The organism is Streptomyces sp. NPDC040432 (assembly GCF_055595445.1).
In genome coordinates, this window is record NZ_JBVIVP010000016.1 from 134,310 (window position 1) to 151,402 (window position 17,093).

General features: G+C 69.8%; 25 protein-coding genes and 1 pseudogene. 12 read left to right on the forward strand and 14 right to left on the reverse strand.

Annotation, left to right across the window (positions count from 1 at the left end):
- Positions 1-352 precede the first annotated feature (352 nt).
- A complete protein-coding gene (locus ACZ58N_RS27660) occupies positions 353-565 on the forward strand; it encodes a hypothetical protein (protein ID WP_471165052.1) in 213 nt (70 codons plus the stop codon).
- A 132-nt stretch (positions 566-697) separates the two neighbouring features.
- Here the strand turns inward: ACZ58N_RS27660 and ACZ58N_RS27665 are convergent, their stop codons facing one another.
- Positions 698-1,240: an EF-hand domain-containing protein gene (locus ACZ58N_RS27665; protein ID WP_471165054.1), complete on the reverse strand. Its 543-nt coding sequence runs from the start codon at positions 1,238-1,240 to the stop codon at positions 698-700.
- Positions 1,241-1,435: 195 nt separating this feature from the next.
- Here ACZ58N_RS27665 and ACZ58N_RS27670 point away from each other — a divergent pair, with 195 nt between their 5' ends.
- On the forward strand, positions 1,436-2,104 hold the full coding sequence (locus ACZ58N_RS27670; RefSeq protein ID WP_471165057.1) for a hypothetical protein: 669 nt from the start codon (positions 1,436-1,438) through the stop codon (positions 2,102-2,104).
- A 94-nt stretch (positions 2,105-2,198) separates the two neighbouring features.
- On the opposite strand, the gene ACZ58N_RS27675 is transcribed toward ACZ58N_RS27670, so the two are convergent.
- Complete coding sequence (locus ACZ58N_RS27675; RefSeq protein ID WP_471165059.1) at positions 2,199-2,348, reverse strand: hypothetical protein; 150 nt, start codon at positions 2,346-2,348, stop codon at positions 2,199-2,201.
- Positions 2,349-2,845: 497 nt separating this feature from the next.
- Here ACZ58N_RS27675 and ACZ58N_RS27680 point away from each other — a divergent pair, with 497 nt between their 5' ends.
- Positions 2,846-3,169 carry a hypothetical protein gene (locus ACZ58N_RS27680; RefSeq protein WP_471165061.1) on the forward strand — a complete coding sequence of 108 codons (324 nt, stop codon included), beginning with the start codon at positions 2,846-2,848 and terminating at the stop codon, positions 3,167-3,169.
- Between the two features lie 517 nt (positions 3,170-3,686).
- Here the strand turns inward: ACZ58N_RS27680 and ACZ58N_RS27685 are convergent.
- Positions 3,687-3,974, reverse strand: a complete 288-nt coding sequence (locus tag ACZ58N_RS27685) for a hypothetical protein (protein WP_471165062.1) — start codon at positions 3,972-3,974, stop codon at positions 3,687-3,689.
- Positions 3,975-4,375: 401 nt separating this feature from the next.
- On the opposite strand from ACZ58N_RS27685, the gene ACZ58N_RS27690 reads away from it, so the two are divergent.
- The 3 genes from ACZ58N_RS27690 (at position 4,376) to ACZ58N_RS27700 (ending at position 5,655) form a co-directional block, all read left to right on the forward strand.
- Positions 4,376-4,690 (forward strand): hypothetical protein, encoded by a 315-nt coding sequence (locus ACZ58N_RS27690; protein WP_471165065.1) that lies wholly within the window; start codon positions 4,376-4,378, stop codon positions 4,688-4,690.
- 227 nt (positions 4,691-4,917) lie between these two features.
- A complete protein-coding gene (locus ACZ58N_RS27695) occupies positions 4,918-5,397 on the forward strand; it encodes a hypothetical protein (RefSeq protein WP_471165067.1) in 480 nt (159 codons plus the stop codon).
- 72 nt (positions 5,398-5,469) lie between these two features.
- Positions 5,470-5,655: a hypothetical protein gene (locus tag ACZ58N_RS27700; RefSeq protein ID WP_471165070.1), complete on the forward strand. Its 186-nt coding sequence runs from the start codon at positions 5,470-5,472 to the stop codon at positions 5,653-5,655.
- A 299-nt stretch (positions 5,656-5,954) separates the two neighbouring features.
- Here ACZ58N_RS27700 and ACZ58N_RS27705 read toward each other — a convergent pair whose 3' ends face one another.
- A complete protein-coding gene (locus tag ACZ58N_RS27705) occupies positions 5,955-7,184 on the reverse strand; it encodes an oxygenase MpaB family protein (protein ID WP_471165073.1) in 1,230 nt (409 codons plus the stop codon).
- Positions 7,185-7,281: 97 nt separating this feature from the next.
- Between ACZ58N_RS27705 and ACZ58N_RS27710 the strand changes: the two genes are divergently transcribed.
- Complete coding sequence (locus tag ACZ58N_RS27710) at positions 7,282-7,818, forward strand: hypothetical protein (RefSeq protein ID WP_471165075.1); 537 nt, start codon at positions 7,282-7,284, stop codon at positions 7,816-7,818.
- On the opposite strand, the gene ACZ58N_RS27715 is transcribed toward ACZ58N_RS27710, so the two are convergent.
- From ACZ58N_RS27715 to ACZ58N_RS27760, 10 genes are all read right to left on the reverse strand, one after another.
- Positions 7,704-8,249 carry a hypothetical protein gene (locus ACZ58N_RS27715; RefSeq protein WP_471165077.1) on the reverse strand — a complete coding sequence of 182 codons (546 nt, stop codon included), beginning with the start codon at positions 8,247-8,249 and terminating at the stop codon, positions 7,704-7,706. The two genes, ACZ58N_RS27710 and ACZ58N_RS27715, sit on opposite strands and share 115 nt — an antisense overlap.
- On the reverse strand, positions 8,164-9,105 hold the full coding sequence (locus ACZ58N_RS27720) for a phosphotransferase (protein WP_471165080.1): 942 nt from the start codon (positions 9,103-9,105) through the stop codon (positions 8,164-8,166). The genes ACZ58N_RS27715 and ACZ58N_RS27720 overlap by 86 nt, the downstream gene beginning before the upstream one ends.
- Positions 9,105-10,256 carry a hypothetical protein gene (locus ACZ58N_RS27725; protein WP_471165083.1) on the reverse strand — a complete coding sequence of 384 codons (1,152 nt, stop codon included), beginning with the start codon at positions 10,254-10,256 and terminating at the stop codon, positions 9,105-9,107. Before ACZ58N_RS27725 ends, ACZ58N_RS27720 begins: the two co-directional genes overlap by 1 nt.
- Before the next feature lie 54 nt (positions 10,257-10,310).
- Positions 10,311-10,979 carry a hypothetical protein gene (locus ACZ58N_RS27730; RefSeq protein ID WP_471165084.1) on the reverse strand — a complete coding sequence of 223 codons (669 nt, stop codon included), beginning with the start codon at positions 10,977-10,979 and terminating at the stop codon, positions 10,311-10,313.
- Positions 10,976-11,407 carry a RapZ C-terminal domain-containing protein gene (locus ACZ58N_RS27735; RefSeq protein WP_471165087.1) on the reverse strand — a complete coding sequence of 144 codons (432 nt, stop codon included), beginning with the start codon at positions 11,405-11,407 and terminating at the stop codon, positions 10,976-10,978. The genes ACZ58N_RS27730 and ACZ58N_RS27735 overlap by 4 nt, the downstream gene beginning before the upstream one ends.
- A gap of 83 nt (positions 11,408-11,490) precedes the next feature.
- On the reverse strand, positions 11,491-11,913 hold the full coding sequence (locus ACZ58N_RS27740) for an NUDIX domain-containing protein (protein WP_471165089.1): 423 nt from the start codon (positions 11,911-11,913) through the stop codon (positions 11,491-11,493).
- A gap of 13 nt (positions 11,914-11,926) precedes the next feature.
- Positions 11,927-12,106 (reverse strand): hypothetical protein, encoded by a 180-nt coding sequence (locus ACZ58N_RS27745; protein ID WP_471165092.1) that lies wholly within the window; start codon positions 12,104-12,106, stop codon positions 11,927-11,929.
- A 28-nt stretch (positions 12,107-12,134) separates the two neighbouring features.
- Positions 12,135-12,590, reverse strand: a complete 456-nt coding sequence (locus ACZ58N_RS27750; RefSeq protein ID WP_471165095.1) for a hypothetical protein — start codon at positions 12,588-12,590, stop codon at positions 12,135-12,137.
- Positions 12,587-12,787, reverse strand: a complete 201-nt coding sequence (locus ACZ58N_RS27755; protein WP_471165098.1) for a hypothetical protein — start codon at positions 12,785-12,787, stop codon at positions 12,587-12,589. Before ACZ58N_RS27755 ends, ACZ58N_RS27750 begins: the two co-directional genes overlap by 4 nt.
- A gap of 91 nt (positions 12,788-12,878) precedes the next feature.
- A complete protein-coding gene (locus ACZ58N_RS27760; protein ID WP_471165100.1) occupies positions 12,879-13,406 on the reverse strand; it encodes a hypothetical protein in 528 nt (175 codons plus the stop codon).
- A gap of 368 nt (positions 13,407-13,774) precedes the next feature.
- On the opposite strand from ACZ58N_RS27760, the gene ACZ58N_RS27765 reads away from it, so the two are divergent.
- The 5 genes and pseudogenes from ACZ58N_RS27765 to ACZ58N_RS27785 all read left to right on the forward strand — a co-directional run.
- A complete protein-coding gene (locus tag ACZ58N_RS27765; RefSeq protein ID WP_471165103.1) occupies positions 13,775-14,296 on the forward strand; it encodes an RNA polymerase sigma factor in 522 nt (173 codons plus the stop codon).
- Positions 14,289-14,900, forward strand: coding sequence for a hypothetical protein (locus ACZ58N_RS27770; RefSeq protein ID WP_471165105.1), 612 nt, complete (start codon positions 14,289-14,291; stop codon positions 14,898-14,900). The genes ACZ58N_RS27765 and ACZ58N_RS27770 overlap by 8 nt, the downstream gene beginning before the upstream one ends.
- 7 nt (positions 14,901-14,907) lie before the next feature.
- Positions 14,908-15,627, forward strand: coding sequence for a hypothetical protein (locus ACZ58N_RS27775; RefSeq protein ID WP_471165108.1), 720 nt, complete (start codon positions 14,908-14,910; stop codon positions 15,625-15,627).
- Positions 15,573-15,773, forward strand: a complete 201-nt coding sequence (locus ACZ58N_RS27780) for a transposase (protein ID WP_471165110.1) — start codon at positions 15,573-15,575, stop codon at positions 15,771-15,773. The genes ACZ58N_RS27775 and ACZ58N_RS27780 overlap by 55 nt, the downstream gene beginning before the upstream one ends.
- A 326-nt stretch (positions 15,774-16,099) precedes the next feature.
- Positions 16,100-16,830 (forward strand): annotated as a pseudogene (locus ACZ58N_RS27785) (IS3 family transposase); the annotation flags it as partial.
- Positions 16,831-17,093 lie beyond the last annotated feature (263 nt).

Here is a 17,093-nt window from a genome sequence, read left to right on the forward strand (position 1 = left end):
GACCGGTGGGAAGCACAGACTCATGGTGGACGCTCTCGTACGGTCGATGCCCTGCGGATTCTGTCGGGCCACCGAGGAGGACGGCGCGGCGCGCACGTTGTCCATGGTCGGAGGCCGTTTGTCGGTGACGTGGCATACCGGGTCGTGTCCTCATCTGGCGGCCGACCGGATCCTCGCGGAGCGGGCGTGAGGGTGACGTGGAGTGGCGCCGGATCGTTTCAGCGGACGTGAATGAAAGATTCCGCTTCCTGTCGTCGATGCTCTGCAGGCCGTCGGTCACCGCCTGTTCGACGTACGGAACCCCGATGGGCGAACACGCTCGTTGTGTCCCCGAAGCCGTCTGGGAGGCGAGGTGAGCGAGCGGTTGTTCTACTGGTGCCGCTCCTGCCGCCAACCTCTCTACGCCACCAGCTCGACCGCCTTGGGCGCCGACCGGGACTGGGAGGTCGACCACCAGCAGCCCGGTGCCTGCGGCAATGACCACCTGATGCCCCTCGTGGGTACGGCCCCAGCTCCTGAGAACCTGCCCGACGCCCCAAGGGTTCTGCGCCTCTTCGGATCGTGACCCCCAAGAGCCCACTGCGCCGCCGTGCAGGGGTTCAGCGTCACTCCCGTCCGTCGGGCCGGGAGTGGGGAACGGCCGGCGTGGGCGACCAGTGCAGCCGGAACGGACCCTGGCGCGGGCAGGTGCGTTGGTTCAGGCCGGGACGGCGAAAGCCTGCTGGGGTTCGCCGGTGGTGTAGTAGGCGGTGACGGCGGTGAGGATCTCGTCCTCGGTGATCAGTCCGGTGGGGTCGGTGCGGTGTTCGGCGGCGACGCGGCGGGCCTGTTCGGGTTGGGCGCCGAGCGCGACCAGCATGCGGTCGACGGCGTTGACGGTGACGCGGCCGTCGCCGTCGTGGTCGGCGGCCGTGAACACCGCCCGGTGCCAGGGCAGGGCGATCCGGGTGAACGCTTCCGGGTCCTGGTGCAGGCCGGCCAATGCGGCGCCGACGAACTCTCCGCGGGTGATGCGGCCGTCGAGGTCCCTGTCGGCGAGGCCGGCCATGCCCTCCCAGTACCGGTCGCCCGCCTCCCGCAGAGCGACGGCCTGGCTCGTGCCGTCGGCGACATCGAAGGCGAGGGCGACCCGCTGCGCCATGAGTCGGACGTCGGCGCGGGTAATGTGTCCGTCACCGTCCTGGTCGAAGGTGTGGAAGCGGGCCGCCATCTTCGCGGCGTAGTCGTCGAGCTCACTCACAGGGGAAACCTCGCAGGTTGGCGCGGCGGGAAGAACGCCGAGACTAGACGGGCCACGAAACACTCGGTACCGCCGCACATGTGCCCCCGTGCGCCGCCACCGCGCCCCGCCGCGCTGTCGGCCACTGTTCGAGGATGAAGGAGCCTGCCCGCCACATGCGGCCGGTCGCTCCGTTGCCGACCTGAAGGGATGACCGTGATCACCCTGACCGAGACGCTCGCCGTCCGCACCGTGCCCGCATTCCTGGACCCGAAAGAGATCACCGGTCTGACCGCGCTCCTTGACGATCATCTCGCCGTGACGGGCTGGCGTCCCGCCTATGTGGGCGAGGAACTCGACGACCTGCCCGCACGCGCGCACGAGATACTCGATTCCGCGGTCGCGCGGCATCTGCCGGAGATCCGCCGGATGTTCCCCTCGGCCGTGGGGGCGTCGCCGTGGCAGTTCATCGAGTTCGGGCCCGGCGAGGGCGCCGTCCGTCATCTCGACGGCATCGGCCCGGACCCGCTCGCCCACCCGCGGCACGTCGCCCGGATCGGAGTGACCATCGAGGACGCCACCACTGGAGGCGAGTTCTTCATCGAGACCGGCCCCGGCGGCGGAGTCTGGGACACACGACTCGATGCCGGCCAGGACGCCGGCTACGAGCCGGGCATGCGGTTCACCCTCATCGCACCCCACGACAAGATCTCCCGCGGCGAGCAGGACACGTCCTGGATCCACACCGTCACCGGCACTCCCAGGGTCCTGCCCGCCGATACGGGCACCGCCACCGTCTACGGGGCCCAGCTCATCCACGGCATCAAGCCCGTCCACCAGGGTCGCTGCCGCAAGTTCATCACCGGCCTCGTATCGGGCCGGTGACCGGCTCCCGACATTGCCCCCCGAGGAACGACCGCGGCCGGCACTCCCCATCTTCGGGTGGCCAGGGGCAACGCGGGGGACCGGACGGTGTGGGTCAGGACTGGCCCTGTTGCATCAGGTTGCGGGCCTGCGCCTGTCCTTCGGTCGCTTCTTCTCCCCGCGATCCGTCGCGGGCGTCCTGGTCACCGGCGACGGTGTTGACGACGAGTTCGGCCTCGTCGGAGTAGAGGTCCTTATCGGTCATGGCGATCCTCCTCACGCGCCCGGCAGGGTGCCGGCCGCCTGCCGATGATGGCACTACGCAAGGTGGCGATCTGGCAGCGGAAGGTCGCCGCCGGCTGTGTCGGTGCGCCGGCGGCCCGGCCCGGCCCGTGGCGGGGTGGCAGACCGTGGCTTGATCATCCCAGCCGGCCCCGGCCCCGGCCCCGGCCCCGGCCCCGGCCCCGGCCCCGGGCTGCGGCCGCACCGCCAGGCATGAACGGGACCTCAGAAGAGTCGAGTTGACGCCTACGGCGCCCTGTCGGCGGATCGGTCGGCCGTGATCGCGCGCCGGGCGTCAGACCCTTGATCACTCGAAGGAGTGGCCATCGACGCGAAGGCGAAGAGTGCCCTCTCCTTCACGTTGAGTCATGGCACGATCTTGTGGTGCCGTTCCGGCCGTGGACCTGCGGCGCAGCGCCATGACCGAAACCCACCGCGCGGCGCCCGGCACACCCGATCGATCCACCTCAGGAGAAGCCAGTGCCCGGCCACGACGCGACCAGCAACATCACCGGCAACCGCCCCTACAACTACCAACTCTCCGCGAAGGAGAAGCAGGCTCAGGAGGACGAGGGCAAGACGTTCTACGTCACCGTCACCGGGGGCGACAAGGACGTCCTCGACACCCTCATCTCCGAGCGGAACCCCGAGTACTCCGACCACGAGCGCGCCAATCTGCTGGACCGCCAGGACGAGACGTTCACGGTCGCCTACGCGAGCCGTCAGACCGCCGAGCGCGCCGCCGGCCTGTTCGAGACGGCGGGTGCCCGGGTCGAGACGGCGGACAAGGACGCCAGGCTCTGACCGCGCCCCAGAGCTGATCCCGGTCAGGGTTCCGGCAGGGCGATGGCCTTCCACCTCCTGGACCGGAAGGACAACATGCCGTCGTTACCTACGGCGACGTGCCATCGGCGCAGACCGCAGTCGATCTCTTCCAGGCCGCCTGGCGCCACCACAAGGTGAGCACGCATAGAACGAGGGATTTCTGACACCCACGCTCGCGCATCCTCCCCGGCCGAACGCTCCCTGGCCGGGACCCACCGGTCCGGCCGGGAAGTGTGGGCGGAGAACCTCGACAGTGCCCGGAAAGCCACCCTGCCTGCGGCCGACGACGAGTCGCCACCACCTCCGTCACGCCAACGAAGACGCGGATCGCGGCGAATGGCATCAGCGCACTGCGGACCTCGGCGGCGTGGTACCTGCCGAGACGACGCAACGCCGGTCATGCGGTCCCGCACATCGACCCTCGTGGTGCACAGAGGCGGCCGGCCGCGACGGACTGGTCGGGGCGGAACTCAGGCCGCGGCCCGCGGGCGCCGGTTCAGCCGTTGCTCGCCCTCACGTCCAGCTGGGCAGTCTTGCTGTCCTCGTTGGCGGTGAAGTCGACCTCCACGGGGATGTCCTCGCCCGGCCGGGGCGCGTCCAACGTGTCGGTGATTGCCGGGAGCCGTGCGCTGTGAGGGTTCTGCTGCTCGATGTCCGTCGTGAGAGCGGTTACGTGGTGCCGCATGGTGGTCTCGTCGAAGGTGTCGCCGTCGGCGTGCGCCAGGCCACCGGAGAGCAGGACGGAGCCCACGATGAGGGCGGCTTGCGTGGTCTTCTTGATCATGCAGTGGTCAACGAGAACACGCTGCGCCGGTCACCCCGCCGGACATCGGAGCGGCCGGTTCGTCAGGAGAGGTCACCAGCCGCTGCGGGTGTGGATGGACTGCGGGCCACACCCGACCGAGTAGCCGGCACGAAGGGGCGCAGGCGGCGTCGCAGAGGGGCCGGTCCTGCTCCGAGGCGGGGAGTTTGGCGTACCCGGACCGTTCACGGGCCTCGGCCCGTGTCGTCCCCTGCAGGAAGGGCCGGTCACCGGGCGTACGGCCGTAACCAGGCGGCGTCAGGGTGGGTTGAACGCTCGCAACAGCGTGCGGCCCACCGACGCGCGACGCCATCGGTGCATCGTCGGCCGGTCCGTGGCTACGGCTTGCATACCCCTGTTACATCGACCGAAAGGCAACCATCATGGGCTACTTCGACAACGGGCTCGGCAGCGACCAGATGAACGGCACCCTGACCTCCTCGGGCAGGCCCATCTCCTACCTGTGGAACGTCGACGTCTCCGGCGGGGACCAGGACCTGCTGCGGGCCGTCCTCGAGGAGAGGGTCGGTGACCAGTACAGCCCCGCGGAGATCGACAACCTGCTGGGACGCTCCGACTCCTCGTTCACGCTGGCGTTCTTCGACGAAACCTCGGCCACGACGTTCGCCGAGCTGGCCAGGGCCACCGGCGCGACCGCCGAAGCGTACGAGACGAAGAAGATCAACATGATCTCCTAGCGATCCGGTCGCGGCCGACTCACAGCCTGTGCCGTCGGCTGGGCCCTTCGCGGCCACGCATTACATGGAATCGGAGCCCTGCAGGCGGGAAGCGTTCGCGGCACGCTTGGAACCGGACAAAGTCGGCCTCCCGCAGCCGGGCTCCATCGGTCTTATGTGATCATGCAAAAAACGGACCGCCTCGTCACCGGACGACGTCACAAGGCCCGTTCTCAGAGGGAGATTTCATGCGTAGTCGTCACGTGCTGGGCGGTCTGCTTGCCGCCGCTGTCGCCGTCGGTCTCGCCGCCTCACCGGCATCGGCCGCGACTCCCAACGGGAAGTACCGGATCCAGGTGGGCGGTCAGTGCGCGAAGGAAATCGCAAAGGGATCGGAGTACATGATCGCGCTCGTCAACGACTGTTCGACGTCAACCGTGTGGAACGTGACCACCACCCTCACCGTGACGACCTTCCGCAGCGCCTCGTCCGGTAAGTGCCTCGGCGTCTCCGCGCCCAGGCCCCATGAACCCACCTGGGTTACCTCCAAGGCCTGCGCGGACATCTTCGCCCGCAAGGCTTGGCGCATCAACGAGCCCGACAGCGAGGGATTCACCGAGATCTCCCAGCCGTTCAAGGGCAGGACCGAATGCCTGGCCAACGAGCACCGGGGCTTTCTCCAGCAGGATGCGTGCGGCGGCAACACCACCGAGCTGATCAAGGTCTAGGCCTACCCCAAAGCCCGCACCCTGCAGGGACCCCTCGGCGCCCGCCCCGATGTCGCCGCCGGCTTCGGGGCGGTGGACCACCTCATCGGCGGCACCCAGGCGTACCACTACCTCACCACACGCTACTTCGGTGACGGTCACGTCCCCGACGGCTCCACCTCCGGCCGGCTCAGCCTCACCGAACCCCTCGCACCACTGCGCCCGCACCCCGCCAGCTGCCCGGCAGGTCAGGGACAAGACCTCTCTGCCGACTGGTAGGGCTGCGGTGGCCTGCGGACGGCCGGAGCCCGGCTACCCACGGGCGGGCCGGCATTCGGCATCGGGACGGCTCCGAGCCCGGTCACCCGGCGGCTGTGGGTGCTCACGGCGGCGCCGGACCGCCCTCCCTGCTGGCCGGCCAGACGGATCCCGACTTCTCGTGCCAGGGAAGGATGCCTTCCCAGAGAGCGCGGGACCGCTCCCGCGAGCCGCCGTCCCCACCCAGGGCCCGGGCGGAGGCCAGGGCCAGGGCGAAGACAGCAGGGGCGAAGGGGACGCCTGTCGTGAGCAACCCCGCTCTACCGGTGCCCGTATAGGTGCAGGGGCATCGTCAGTTCCGCCCTCTTGCCGTCGTTCATCGCACGCTCCACCATCTGTACCGCCAGGCGGGTCATGGTCGCGGACGGGGTCGGCAGGCCGCCCGCCTGGGTGCCGGTGAAGAAGCCGTGAACGGCAGTCGGCACGACCGCGTCCCACGTGGAGCGGGCGAGGTCGAACGCGTCGGCGTCCACGTCGCCGATCATGTACCGCACCAGCGCGGTCGCGGGCGGGACGGTGATCTCCTTCGGGCCGGCCAGCGAGGAGAAGTACTCGATGGTGGCCTTCACGTACTTCGCGGACTGCGGCGTCACCCGCGCGTGGACGGCATCGACGGCCGCCGCGCGCTTGCGCGCCGCGGCCAGCGTCGGGGGCATACCGTCCGCCCTGATCCCCATCAGGTAACCGCCGGCGCGGCACTCGTGGAAGTAGGCCTCCGCCTCCTCCTCACTGGGGTGGACGCCCAGCTTGTCCAGGTGGTCGATCAGGTAGCAGGTGAACAGGCTTCCCTCGGCGAGCAGGTCCAGCTGGTTGATGGGCAGGCCCCACTTGGCGGCGTCCCAGTGCCCTTCGGTGTGCAACAGATAGCGCACCGCGGAGTGTGCCATCCGTACCCGCGCCGGGGTGACGAAGGCCGCGCCCTCGGGCCCGTAGGGGGTCTTGTGCAGGATGTCGCCCACCGCGCGCAGCGCCTTGGCGAAGCCCTGCTTGTTGTCGTGCGGGCCCTCGATGCCGATGATGGCCGCTGCCGCGGCGGGGAAGCGCATCCTCTCCGGCGTCACGTCCAGCACCGCGGCGAAGGAGATCTGCTGCGCGTGCGCCATCCCGAAACGGTGACCGGCGGCCAGCGCCTCCGGGTCCACCCAGGACGGCAGTCGACGGGTCGTCTCCAGGAAGTCGCGCAGCTTCGCAGGCAGACCGCCGGGGATCGCCTGGCCGTTGGTCTTCCACCCCTTGAGCGCCTCGTTGACGGCCGCTCCCTGTCCCCGATCGAAGGCCTCGCTCACGGCCTCGTCGCACTGCGGGTCCGCGACCTGCTTCAGGCCCTCCAGAAACGTCCTCTCCTCGGGGGCGACATCAGCCGCGGTGGCCCGCGACGGTACGGGTGCGGAGCCCGATGCGGCTCGGGCGGCGGATGCTGCGGTCCCGCTGCCAAGGAGGGCGGTGGCGCCGGCCGCCGTTGCGGCTCCGAGAATGTGACGTCGTGTCATGGGGCGGCTCATGCGACGATCTTGGTCGATCGCCGCCACGGGCACCGCATCGGAAGACCAAGATCCCCTCGATCGGATGATGGTGTTCACAAGATCGGTGAGCTGTACGTCCGGATCGAGGGGACGGGCAGGCCGTACCTGCGCCGACGAGGCCGAGAAAGCCGCCCGCCGCGGCCTCGCCGAGACCGCCCGGGAGTCCCTGCAGCGCACCGTCCACACCGCGGCCGCGCTCGCCCGGGATGATGCCGACTTCCTCGACCGGCTCCGCGACGCGGGCCTGCGCGTGCGCGAACGCCGCGACGAGGAGGGCGCCCTGCTCGGGTACGCGGTCGCACTGCTCGGGGGCCGCGCGGACGGAGGCAGCCACCCGGTCTGGTTCACCGGTTCCACGCTCGCCTACGACCTGTCGCTGACCCGCCTCCGCGAACGCTTCGAACCGCTCGTCACTGAGGCGGACTGGGCGTTGGCCGAGCACCGGATCCGAGAAGGGGTGGGCGAGTTTTACGGAGATGACCGCGGTCAGGCCCTCGTGTACGGCCTCGGCTGTGAGGTCCTCGTCCTCTGCGGATATATGCCGTTGACGGCGCGCGTGCTCGTTGACGAGGTGAGCGCGGTGCGGAAGCCGTGTTCGTAGGTGCCGCCTTCATGGGTGCGGGTGCTGTTCGCGAAGGAGCGGAACTCTCCCGGTGACCAGGTGTTCCACTGCATGGCGACCTGCACGGAGATCGCCTGCTCCTCGTTCTCCGACGTGAAGCCGATGGCGGGGGAGTGGACGAGACTCGGGGGGTAGGGGTTGAGGTGGGCGACATAGGAGCGAAGGCCGTCAAGGACGCTGTTCTGTCGGTAGGTCCGGCCGAACAGCAGGCGATCGCCCCGGGCGTCCGGGTAGTACTTGACGTATCCCAGGAAGTGCGTGCCGGGATGAACGTCGCCGATGACCTTGAAGATCACTCCGTTGCGGTCCAGGAGGTAGTCGCGGTCACGGATGGTCGCCAGCGCCGTGCCGAGTGGCGAACTCTTCGAGGTCGGGGAAGAGGGCGGTATCGACTGTCCCGGTGCGCTCATACTGCTCGAGTCCCTTCGTGACGAGGTGACGGCGGTACTGCCACTTCAGGTGCTTGTCCGTGCGTGAGAGGTCGGCGGGCCGCATCAGGGCGAGGAAGAACAGGGCCTTGACGAGCAGGTAGGCGCCCAGGTTCTGACTGACCGGCTGCCCGGTCGTGTCCAGGCTCGCTTCGTCCAGCACGGCGAGGTAGCGGCGCCGCTGGGCGGGGTTGGCGGTGTAGCCCTTGCTGCCGCCCTTGAAAGCGATGATTTCCAGGGCGGGCAGGACGTCATAGCCCAGGGGCACCAGGCCGTGGTGCTGCCAGTCGATCACCCCGGCCGGCAGAACGTTCGGCAGCCCGTAGTCGAGGTGGCCCCACACCATCGCAACCGTGCCCAGCCGATCCAGTACGCGATCGAGCACGGCCTGCGTGCGGGGGTTGTCCAGGTCGGGATTCTCCTGGAAGACGTTCCGGGTGAACCCGGCACTGGCCAGCCACTGCCGCAGGGCTCCGGGCTCGGGCGCGACAAGGTGGGCCGCCTGCGCGCGCAGCAGGCGAGCGCCGACCTGCCCGGCGGTGTCGACGACGTTGTCGTCCAGGGCGCGAGCGCCGTTCAGGGATGCCGACGCCAGGTCGTGCAGTGTCCGGTCGCCCAGCGACTCCTCCACGACGTAGTACCGGCCGTCGCCGGTGACGCCCTCCTCCAGGATCCGCGGGACCGGGTAGTCCAGGCCGGCGATCCGGCGCTGGAACGCCGCCTCCTCCCTGAGCTCGGCTCCGCCGGTACGCCGGTAGCGCGTTCCGTCGCCGCAGACGTACACCGCGCCGTCGGTGGCGGTCCGCTTCTTCACGAACCGCCAGTCGTTCTCGTCCATCAGCTCGCTCCTTCCGGCTCCTGTACGAAGCCGTCGATGACCGGATCTTCGGGGATGGCCCGCGACAGGGTCCCGATGTCCATGACCCAGCGCATATCACCCGCCGCGACGCACTGCCGCAGTTCGGCGAGGACATCACTCCCGGGAGTGTCCGACCGGGCAAGGTGGGCACGGCGCAGAAATTTCAGAAGGCCCGGGAGCTGTGCCACCGTGATGCCCGACCGGAAGTGCAGTGCGCACAGGGGCAGGAACCAGGTGAGGAACAGGTCCCGCAGCGCCGGGCTGACTCGGTGCACCTCGCACCAGCGCTGCAGCCCCACAGGGTCGTCGTAGGGGATGCGCCCGTGCAGGCCGTACCGCAGCCTTGTGCCGTCGTGTCGCCGGAACAGAGCCCCGTAGGCGACGACGTTCGCCGCCGCGTTCTCGGTGACCGTCATCACCGGCTGCCCGGCATCGAACCGGGCAGCAGCGGCGAGCACGGTGATATGCACTCCGGCCCGCGGGTCCAGGACCAGACCGTCGAGCCCCAGCGGCGCCAGGCTGATGCCGTGGTCGCGGGTGCGGGACAGGATCAGGCGCCGAGGAACGTTCCCGGCGATGGTCAGCAGATGCCCGGGCGGCCGAGCCCGATGGGCATGGAAGTCATCACGTGAGAGAACCGGTGCGCCCGGGGGCCGGTCCCACACCAGCAGCCGCCGGGTGCGAGGCCGGGAGCCCTGGTGCCCGCACGCCCGGCAAAGGTGCGCGACGGCGCCGGTCATGTGACCGCATCGGACGCAGAGATGGACAGCTGTGGGAACGACCGCCAAGTCGCCCTCCAGCAATAGGCGTTCGATGATCTGCAGCGCCAAGGCGGCCACAGCGGGAGTGGTGTCGGTGACAGTGCCACCGGCCGGGGGCGCGCCAGGCGCGTACTTGGCGACGATCGCCCGTTCCTCCCGCTCCTGCCGACCGATGATGTCCCGGTCGGGGGCGTCACGATGGCGCAGGTCCCCGGCCAAAGTGACGGTGTTCCACAGATGCGGGACCGGCCCGGCGCCAAGGAGGGTGTTGAGTGCTTCGGCCGCACGGATACCGGCCGCCTTGCCCGGCCGTTCGACGAGGGTGAAGGGCCCGTTCTGCACAGGCCCGTTGAAGTACATGACGTTCATGACCGTTTTCCTCCTCAGCAGATCCGCCGCTCTGCGTGAGCGGCCCTTTGGCCGTCAGGCTGTGGCGGCTCCGTCGAGAGCGGCAGCCAGGAGCACGGCAACGTCGTTTCGGTACGGGTCGCTGTAGTTCTCAAGATCGTCGAAATCGAACCGCGCACTGGCCGCGGTGACCGTGAACCCCGGGACGACCGTGGCCGCCCGGCCCTCCAGAGCGGTGGTGAGGCGGTCCGCGTCGCGGGAGGCGAGACGGGTCTCGCTGTATGGACCGAGGCGGAGCACGGTGAAGCCGGACCCGTCGGACTGTCGTGCTTCGACGTCGACGCCGTAGTGAGCCGGGAGCATGCCGACATCGTCGGGAAGTACGAGGCCCGAGGCAGCGTGGGAAAGCGCGGCGAAGGCCGGCTGCCAAAGGCCGAGGATCGAGGTGGTCTCGCAGCGCCTCCAGCCGGTGTTGTACTGGCGGTCGTAGGGCGTGTGCGGGCTGTCGGGGTGGACCAGGGCGACGGCGATCACGTCGGGTCCGTGGTTGTCGCCCGGCCGGATGTGCGCACGTTCGATGTAAGCGCCGACCCGGAGGGCAATGTCCTGGGCGCAGCCGGGGGTCCAGGAGTCGGGGGTGCGCAGGGCGGCGAGCATCGCGCGGAACGCGTCGATGACGGCCTGGTCTGCGGGGGCGAGGGTGGCTCTGGGCGTGGTGGCGCAGCGGCGGAAGCGCCGGATCATCGGGCCGCCTCCTGCTCGGGCTGGGAGGCCGGGGCGCTGGGCCTCTTGAGGACGCGCGGAAGGCGGACGTGGAGGTGCTCGATGACGACCTCGCGGCCGCGGCGGCGAAGTTCGTGGCCAAGTAGTTCGGTGAGACCAGATGCCCTGTCCCTACCTCCTGCACAACCGATCGCGATGCGGCTGGGGCCGGCGGGCAGGTCGGCGTACTCGGCGAGGTTCGCGAGGAGCTCGCGGGCGCCGGGGGTGTTCAGGACGACGTCCTGGACGCGGGGGTTGAGACCGTCCAGGTCGAGGATGTCGCAGGCGGCGGGGTCGCGGAGCCGGTCGCGGACGTCCTCGATCCGGTCGGCGGCGGGCGGGACGGGGAGGCCGTCCGGGCCGGTGGGCAGGTGCAGGCAGCCGAACGAGATGAGACGGATCGGGCGCATGGTGCCTCCAGGTCGCGGGTGAGAGCAGGACGACGGTGCGCCGCCCCGGCCGGGAAGGCCGGGACAGCGCTCCGGTGGTGTGGTCAGGAGTTGGGGGCCGTGGCCGCACGGATGATGTCGGCGTGGTCGAACGCCAGCTCCGGCAGGTCCGTCAGCGGCCACCAGCGGGCATCGCGGGCGTCGTCCCCGGCGGTGACCGTTGTGCCGTCGGGGACGATGGCCATATAGGCGAAGGTGACGAAGGCGCCGCGCGGATCCCGGTCGGGCTGGTCCCAGACGCCGATCTGGTGCAGGGTGCCAGCGGGAACGTCGAGGCCGGTCTCCTCGGCGAGCTCGCGGGTCGCAGCCACGAACGGCGCTTCCCCGGGGTCGACATAGCCGCCGGGCAGCGCCCAGGCGCCTTCGAAGGGCGGTCGGCCCCGCTCGATCAGCAGGACGTGGCCGCTACGGGTCAGGGCGACCACGTCGGCGGTGTACTGGACGGACTCGGGCTTGGTCTCGGGCATGTTCGCCTCTCGGCTAGCGGGTGGTGTCGGTGACGACGAGGAACTCGTCGCCGGCGAGGTCCATGACGACGCGAGCGCCGCTGCCCTGGGCGCGCTGGGCGGCGGCGTACTCGTCGGCGGGCCAGGAGCCGCGGGGGCGGCCCGCGGGGAACCGCTCCAGGACGGTGCGCTGGACGGGCAGCGTGGCCGTCATCGCGTGGGACCGTTCTCGAAGGCGTCGATCAGGTCGAGGATGGCGTCGGGGGTGGGGCCTCGGCGATCCACTTCCCGGTCACGGTGAACACCGGGACGCTGTCGCGATCGGCGTTGAAGACGGTCGCGTAGTTGCCCCAGCGCTCGAGGACGAGGTCGTACAGCACGGGGGCCGGCGCGGCGTTCAACACCTCCAGGGCGTCGACGGTGAGTTGGGCCGGGGTGCCCTCGGTGGTGGGCTGGTGGAGGGTGCCGGTGACGCGGAGGAAGTCGCCGGGCTTGATCTCGCGCAGCAGCACGTCGGTGAGGCGCGGGTCGGCGGTGGTGCAGGCGTACACGGTGTCCGGGGCGTCGGGGTCGAGCTGGTCCGCGTCGGCGGGGGAGTGGATGAGGTCGAAGACGGCGGTGCCCCAGCTGGTGCCCGGCGCCGGGATGGCGTCGACGTAGCCGTCTATGGCGAGGTGGGTCTGGGGACCGGCCATCATCGGGCCTCCGTCCGGGCCTTGGTGGTGTGCGGGGTGCGGGGGCGGGGGGTGTACTGCGCGCGGAGCAGCAGCTCGCAGTTGCGTTGCTGCTGTCCGGCGGTGATCGGCCGGGCCTTGGGGCCGTGGCGGTGCCAGAGCGGGGAGGCCGGCGGTTCGGGGTAGGCGAGTGCGTGGTCGACGTCGCGGTGGGAGGACATACTTGGGTCTCCGTCTCGTCTTGTACGGGAGGGAAGGCCCGGGGCAGGCGGACTGGTTTGGACGCCGATGTGCGTCTGTCCCGGGGCAGAGTTACAGCTCGAAGGGCTTGCGTGTGAGCCAGCTGTACGGGCTGTTCCAGAGGCCGGCCTTCGCGGCGGGCCAGTCGAGCTCCCAGCCGGGCCGGTATCCGCAGGCGCCCCAGCCGTCCGGGCGCCCGTGGGGGATTTCGCGTCCGGCCGCCGCTGCGGCGCGGGCGGCGTCGTAGACCTCGTGGGCGGCCTTGATGGCGGCGGTGCCGCTGTCGGCCTGGCCGGTGAAGACGTGCACGCCGCGCAGGCACTCGGTGTTCCGTATGGGGACGTCCACCTCGAAGTAGTCCTTGGCCATGACGTCCAGCTCCTCTCGTGCTCGCGGTGGTGAGGGACCACCGCGACCGCCCCGGCCCCGGCCGGTGGGCGGCAGGGGCCGGGGCGGCACGGAAGACCATCGCTCAACCGCGGTCGGGACCTCGTAGATGTCGATCACGTCGTCGCCGCCGGACCAGGTGCCGGGGGCGTGCCGGATGTAGACGATGTGCAGCGGGGAGCCATCGCGGGCGGCGACCTCGTACCCATGCACCAGGTGCTACTTCAGCGCGGGGCGGACGGCCGGGGCCACCGACCTCTCGGGCCGCCTGGCGCGGCCACAGGCGGGCGGCGTTCATCGCGCCGTGCGTGCTCGCGCAGGGCCTGGGTGCGGGCGTCAGGGCATCCAGGGCGCCGAGACCGCGGCCACCGACGGGGACCATCCGCTGACGAACCAGCCGGCCTGACTGTGGCACCCCGGCGGGACATGGTCGGGCAGGGCCCGGTTCGCACGGCTGGCCCCACGGCCCCAACGGCCCCCACGGCGCCACGGCATCGGTGATTTTTCTTCCTGGGGATGTCACGACCCCTCCCCAACAACGCACTACATCACAGGACGATGCAGATGAAGGGAGGGGCTGCATGGATGTTCCCGGTGCGGATGATGGTCTGGAAGGGTTCGACGACTTCTACACCAACGAGTTCAGGCCGCTCGTGCGATTCGTCATGAGGTACGGCGCGACGGTCCAGGAAGCGACCGACGCGGTGCAGGAGGCGTTCATCGAGGCGGCCCGTAAGTGGCCCTCGATCAGTAACCGACGTGCCTGGATGCGGAGAGTGGCCTATCTCAGGTTCCTGCGCTGCGTCCAAGTCAGAGAGCTGCCCGTGGGTGAGCCGCCGGACACCCCCGGACCGCTCTCACCGGACGCCCGATGGGAAGTCGACGAGCAGACGGAGTTCGTACGCGCTTGCTTCGCCAAGCTGCCCTACGCCCAGCGCCGAGCCATGAGCTACCACTACGACGGCTTCAGCCACTCGGAGATCGCGACCGAGTTGGGCACGAGCGTCGAGGCAGTGCGCCAGAACGTGAGCCGGGCACGCAAGAAGCTTGCCGAGCTGCTTGAAGAGGTCAGGAACGAGGAGAAGGAGGCCGACGATGACTGACGACGGACGGCTCGCTGTGGAAGCCGACGATCCCGTGGACGCCGCAATGCGAAGGGCCGACCGGCGCGTGGATGAGGCGCTGAGCACCCACCTCGACCTCGCAGCCGGCCTTGCCGCCGTGAGGAACCGCTCGCAGCGCTCCGAGAAGGACGTCTGCGCCCCTCTCGCCCCACTCGGGCTGGCGCAGGACGTACTGGCCCGGATCGGGCCCGACCAGCTCTCGCTGTTGCCCTCGCACATCAGGGCGGCCGAGGTAGCCGGCGAACAGGGTGGGCCCGGTCAGCATGGTCGGCCCGCCGCCCGGCGCCCTCGACGCAAGCGCCAGTGGTTGGCCGGCGTCGCCGGCTGGGGTTCAGGCGGCCCGAGCGACGTCGTGACCCTGCTGGCACCGGTGGTCGCGGCCGTTGCCCACGAGGTCGTCCGCTACTTCACGGCCGAAGCACTGGACGCCCGCGCCGACCGGTGGAGGGACCGGGTCCGTGAGCGTTCCGACGAGGTGCGCCGGATCGTGCGGATCACGGGGCGCGAGGCGGGTCTGTCGGAGGAGAGCGTGGAAGAACTCGCCGACGCGGTCGTGGAGGCACTCGATGCCGGCACCGACTGAGGGTGCCGTGGAGAGCCGCAGGAGCTGGTCTCCGGAATCGGTCGTCTCCGGGACGTCGACCCGTTTCGCCCTGCTGGTGTTCTCCATCCTCGTCACCAGTGCCCAGCTGTTCACCGTGCTGTACCTCCTGTTACCCGGCCACGGGCGCGACCTGCTGACCGCTCAGTCCACCTGCGAACGGGCCTATCGGGCACGCGTTTCCGACCTGGACCTGCGCTACGACATCGAAGTGCTGGTCGATGATCGCGCGGTAGACGCGATGCGACAGGCGAAGCAGGCGCAGTGGGCGTGCGTCGCCGGCGAGAACCTTGAGATGGGGTACTGGGTCCTCGGAGGTCTGACGGTCGTGCTGCTGGTCGCCGGTCTCCTGTACGTTGTGACGCCCCTGTGGCAGCAATCCCGTCCGGGGGTCGCGCCCTTGCAGGCCAAGAGATTGAGGGACGATATCGAGGCCCTCATGGGACAGGTCGGTTTGCACCCGCGGACCGTCAGCTTCGTGGTGTCGACCCGTCCGGTCACCGGAGCATCTCCGGACCGGGTGACGTCCGGCCTGAACGCGGTTACCTTCGGGCGGTCCGGACGCTACGTGGTTCGGCTCGACAGCGGCCTGCTGCAGGCGTACGGCTCGGATCGGGAGATGGCACGGTCAACGAGTTCGCCCACGGGCACGGCATGCGGCGCTGCCGCTACCGAGGACAGGGAAAGGCCCACATCCAGCACGTCCTGACGGCGATCGCCGTCAACATCGAGCGCCTCAGCGGACTACCGTCGACAGAGGCAGGCTCTCCGCCTCGACAACCGACGGCCTTCCAGAACTACCTCGACCAACGCCAGATACCCCGGCCGAAGTCCTGGCGAACCCTGGGCAGCTGACCCCGGCGGCTCCAAGATCCCCGACAGAGTCAAGCTTAGAGAACGGGACGCCGACACGCCCACGGCAGCAGGGCTCCGCAAGTCTGGATGAAGCGATCGATAGGGTCACTGGCGGGCATGACACGAACGCCCGCGCCGCTGAGGCAGAGATCCCACGCCCTCTGCCTCCTAGCCGGCCAGGCTCCCCGGCACCCACCGATACGGGCCCGTGCACACGACCAAATCACCTGCGGACGCGGACCCGGGTGGAGCGTGGGCTGTGAGGCTGATCCTTTGGAGTGGACACCCTGACAATGGATCTTGATGGTCCAGGGAGGGATGTCCAGGTGGGACGTAAGTCTCCGTATCCGGAGGAGTTCAGGAAGGACGCGGTCGCGCTCTACCGCGCCACGGCCGGGAGGCGGACGTACGCGGCGGTGGCCGCGGATCTCGGCATCACCGCGGAGTCGCTGCGGACGTGGGTGCGCAAGGCCGAGGCCCAGTCCGTGCCTGAGGCCCGCGACGGCAGCGGGAGCGCGGCCGAGGAGCTGGTCCGGCTGCGGGCGGAGAACGCCCGGCTGCTCAAGGCCGAGCAGGAGTGGCGGCTGGAGCGCGAGATCCTGCGCCGGGCAGCCGCCTATTTCGCTCGGGAGGTGAAGTGAGCGCCCGCCGCTGGGCCTTCATCTCCGACAACCGCGCCGACTTCGGCGTCAAGCGGATCTGCCGGGTGCTCGGGGCGTCCCGCGCCGGCTACTACCGACACCTGGGCACCGAGCAGGTCCGCACTGAGCGCCAGGCCGAGGAGGCTCGGACCGTCAGCGAGATCCGCGCCATCCACGCCGAACACCTGGGTGCCTATGGTGCCCCGCGCGTCCATGCCGAGCTGCGGGCGAGAGGGCGCAGGATCAACCGCAAGCGGGTCACCCGGCTGATGCGGATCAACCACATCGTCGGCCGGCACCTGCGGAAGAGGAAGCGGACCACGATCGCGGACAGGACCGCGGTGCCCGTGCCGGACCTGGTGATGCGCGACTTCACCGCGGACACGCTGAACACCAGGTGGTGCGGCGACATCACCTAATCCCTTGTTAAGGGCGGTGCTGGAGGAGATCGAGTTCCTCGGGCCTGTTCGAGTGCAGGCTTGCGACATCTTTCGATTCCCGGGCTGTAGGAAGCCTCTCCGTAGATCGGTGCGCATGTCTGCACTGAATTGAGGGTGTTGGTGCCCGCGGGTGCCGGACGGACGCCTAGACATCACCTGGCTTTGCGCCCATATGTAGAGCGGCGACGTCCGGTATCTGCGAGCGTCAACACCCAACTCTTGATCACTCGTTGGTGTTG

Excerpts from the sequence above, each read along its gene's own strand:
- ACZ58N_RS27675 (WP_471165059.1), bottom strand. The coding sequence starts at position 2,348 with ATGACCGATAAGGACCTCTACTCCGACGAGGCCGAACTCGTCGTCAAC.
- ACZ58N_RS27685 (WP_471165062.1), bottom strand. The coding sequence starts at position 3,974 with ATGATCAAGAAGACCACGCAAGCCGCCCTCATCGTGGGCTCCGTCCTG.
- ACZ58N_RS27690 (WP_471165065.1), top strand. The coding sequence starts at position 4,376 with ATGGGCTACTTCGACAACGGGCTCGGCAGCGACCAGATGAACGGCACC.
- ACZ58N_RS27695 (WP_471165067.1), top strand. The coding sequence starts at position 4,918 with ATGCGTAGTCGTCACGTGCTGGGCGGTCTGCTTGCCGCCGCTGTCGCC.
- ACZ58N_RS27705 (WP_471165073.1), bottom strand. The coding sequence starts at position 7,184 with ATGACACGACGTCACATTCTCGGAGCCGCAACGGCGGCCGGCGCCACC.
- ACZ58N_RS27715 (WP_471165077.1), bottom strand. The coding sequence starts at position 8,249 with ATGAGCGCACCGGGACAGTCGATACCGCCCTCTTCCCCGACCTCGAAG.
- ACZ58N_RS27720 (WP_471165080.1), bottom strand. The coding sequence starts at position 9,105 with ATGGACGAGAACGACTGGCGGTTCGTGAAGAAGCGGACCGCCACCGAC.
- ACZ58N_RS27725 (WP_471165083.1), bottom strand. The coding sequence starts at position 10,256 with ATGAACGTCATGTACTTCAACGGGCCTGTGCAGAACGGGCCCTTCACC.
- ACZ58N_RS27730 (WP_471165084.1), bottom strand. The coding sequence starts at position 10,979 with ATGATCCGGCGCTTCCGCCGCTGCGCCACCACGCCCAGAGCCACCCTC.
- ACZ58N_RS27735 (WP_471165087.1), bottom strand. The coding sequence starts at position 11,407 with ATGCGCCCGATCCGTCTCATCTCGTTCGGCTGCCTGCACCTGCCCACC.
- ACZ58N_RS27740 (WP_471165089.1), bottom strand. The coding sequence starts at position 11,913 with ATGCCCGAGACCAAGCCCGAGTCCGTCCAGTACACCGCCGACGTGGTC.
- ACZ58N_RS27745 (WP_471165092.1), bottom strand. The coding sequence starts at position 12,106 with ATGACGGCCACGCTGCCCGTCCAGCGCACCGTCCTGGAGCGGTTCCCC.
- ACZ58N_RS27750 (WP_471165095.1), bottom strand. The coding sequence starts at position 12,590 with ATGATGGCCGGTCCCCAGACCCACCTCGCCATAGACGGCTACGTCGAC.
- ACZ58N_RS27755 (WP_471165098.1), bottom strand. The coding sequence starts at position 12,787 with ATGTCCTCCCACCGCGACGTCGACCACGCACTCGCCTACCCCGAACCG.
- ACZ58N_RS27765 (WP_471165103.1), top strand. The coding sequence starts at position 13,775 with ATGGATGTTCCCGGTGCGGATGATGGTCTGGAAGGGTTCGACGACTTC.
- ACZ58N_RS27770 (WP_471165105.1), top strand. The coding sequence starts at position 14,289 with ATGACTGACGACGGACGGCTCGCTGTGGAAGCCGACGATCCCGTGGAC.
- ACZ58N_RS27780 (WP_471165110.1), top strand. The coding sequence starts at position 15,573 with ATGCGGCGCTGCCGCTACCGAGGACAGGGAAAGGCCCACATCCAGCAC.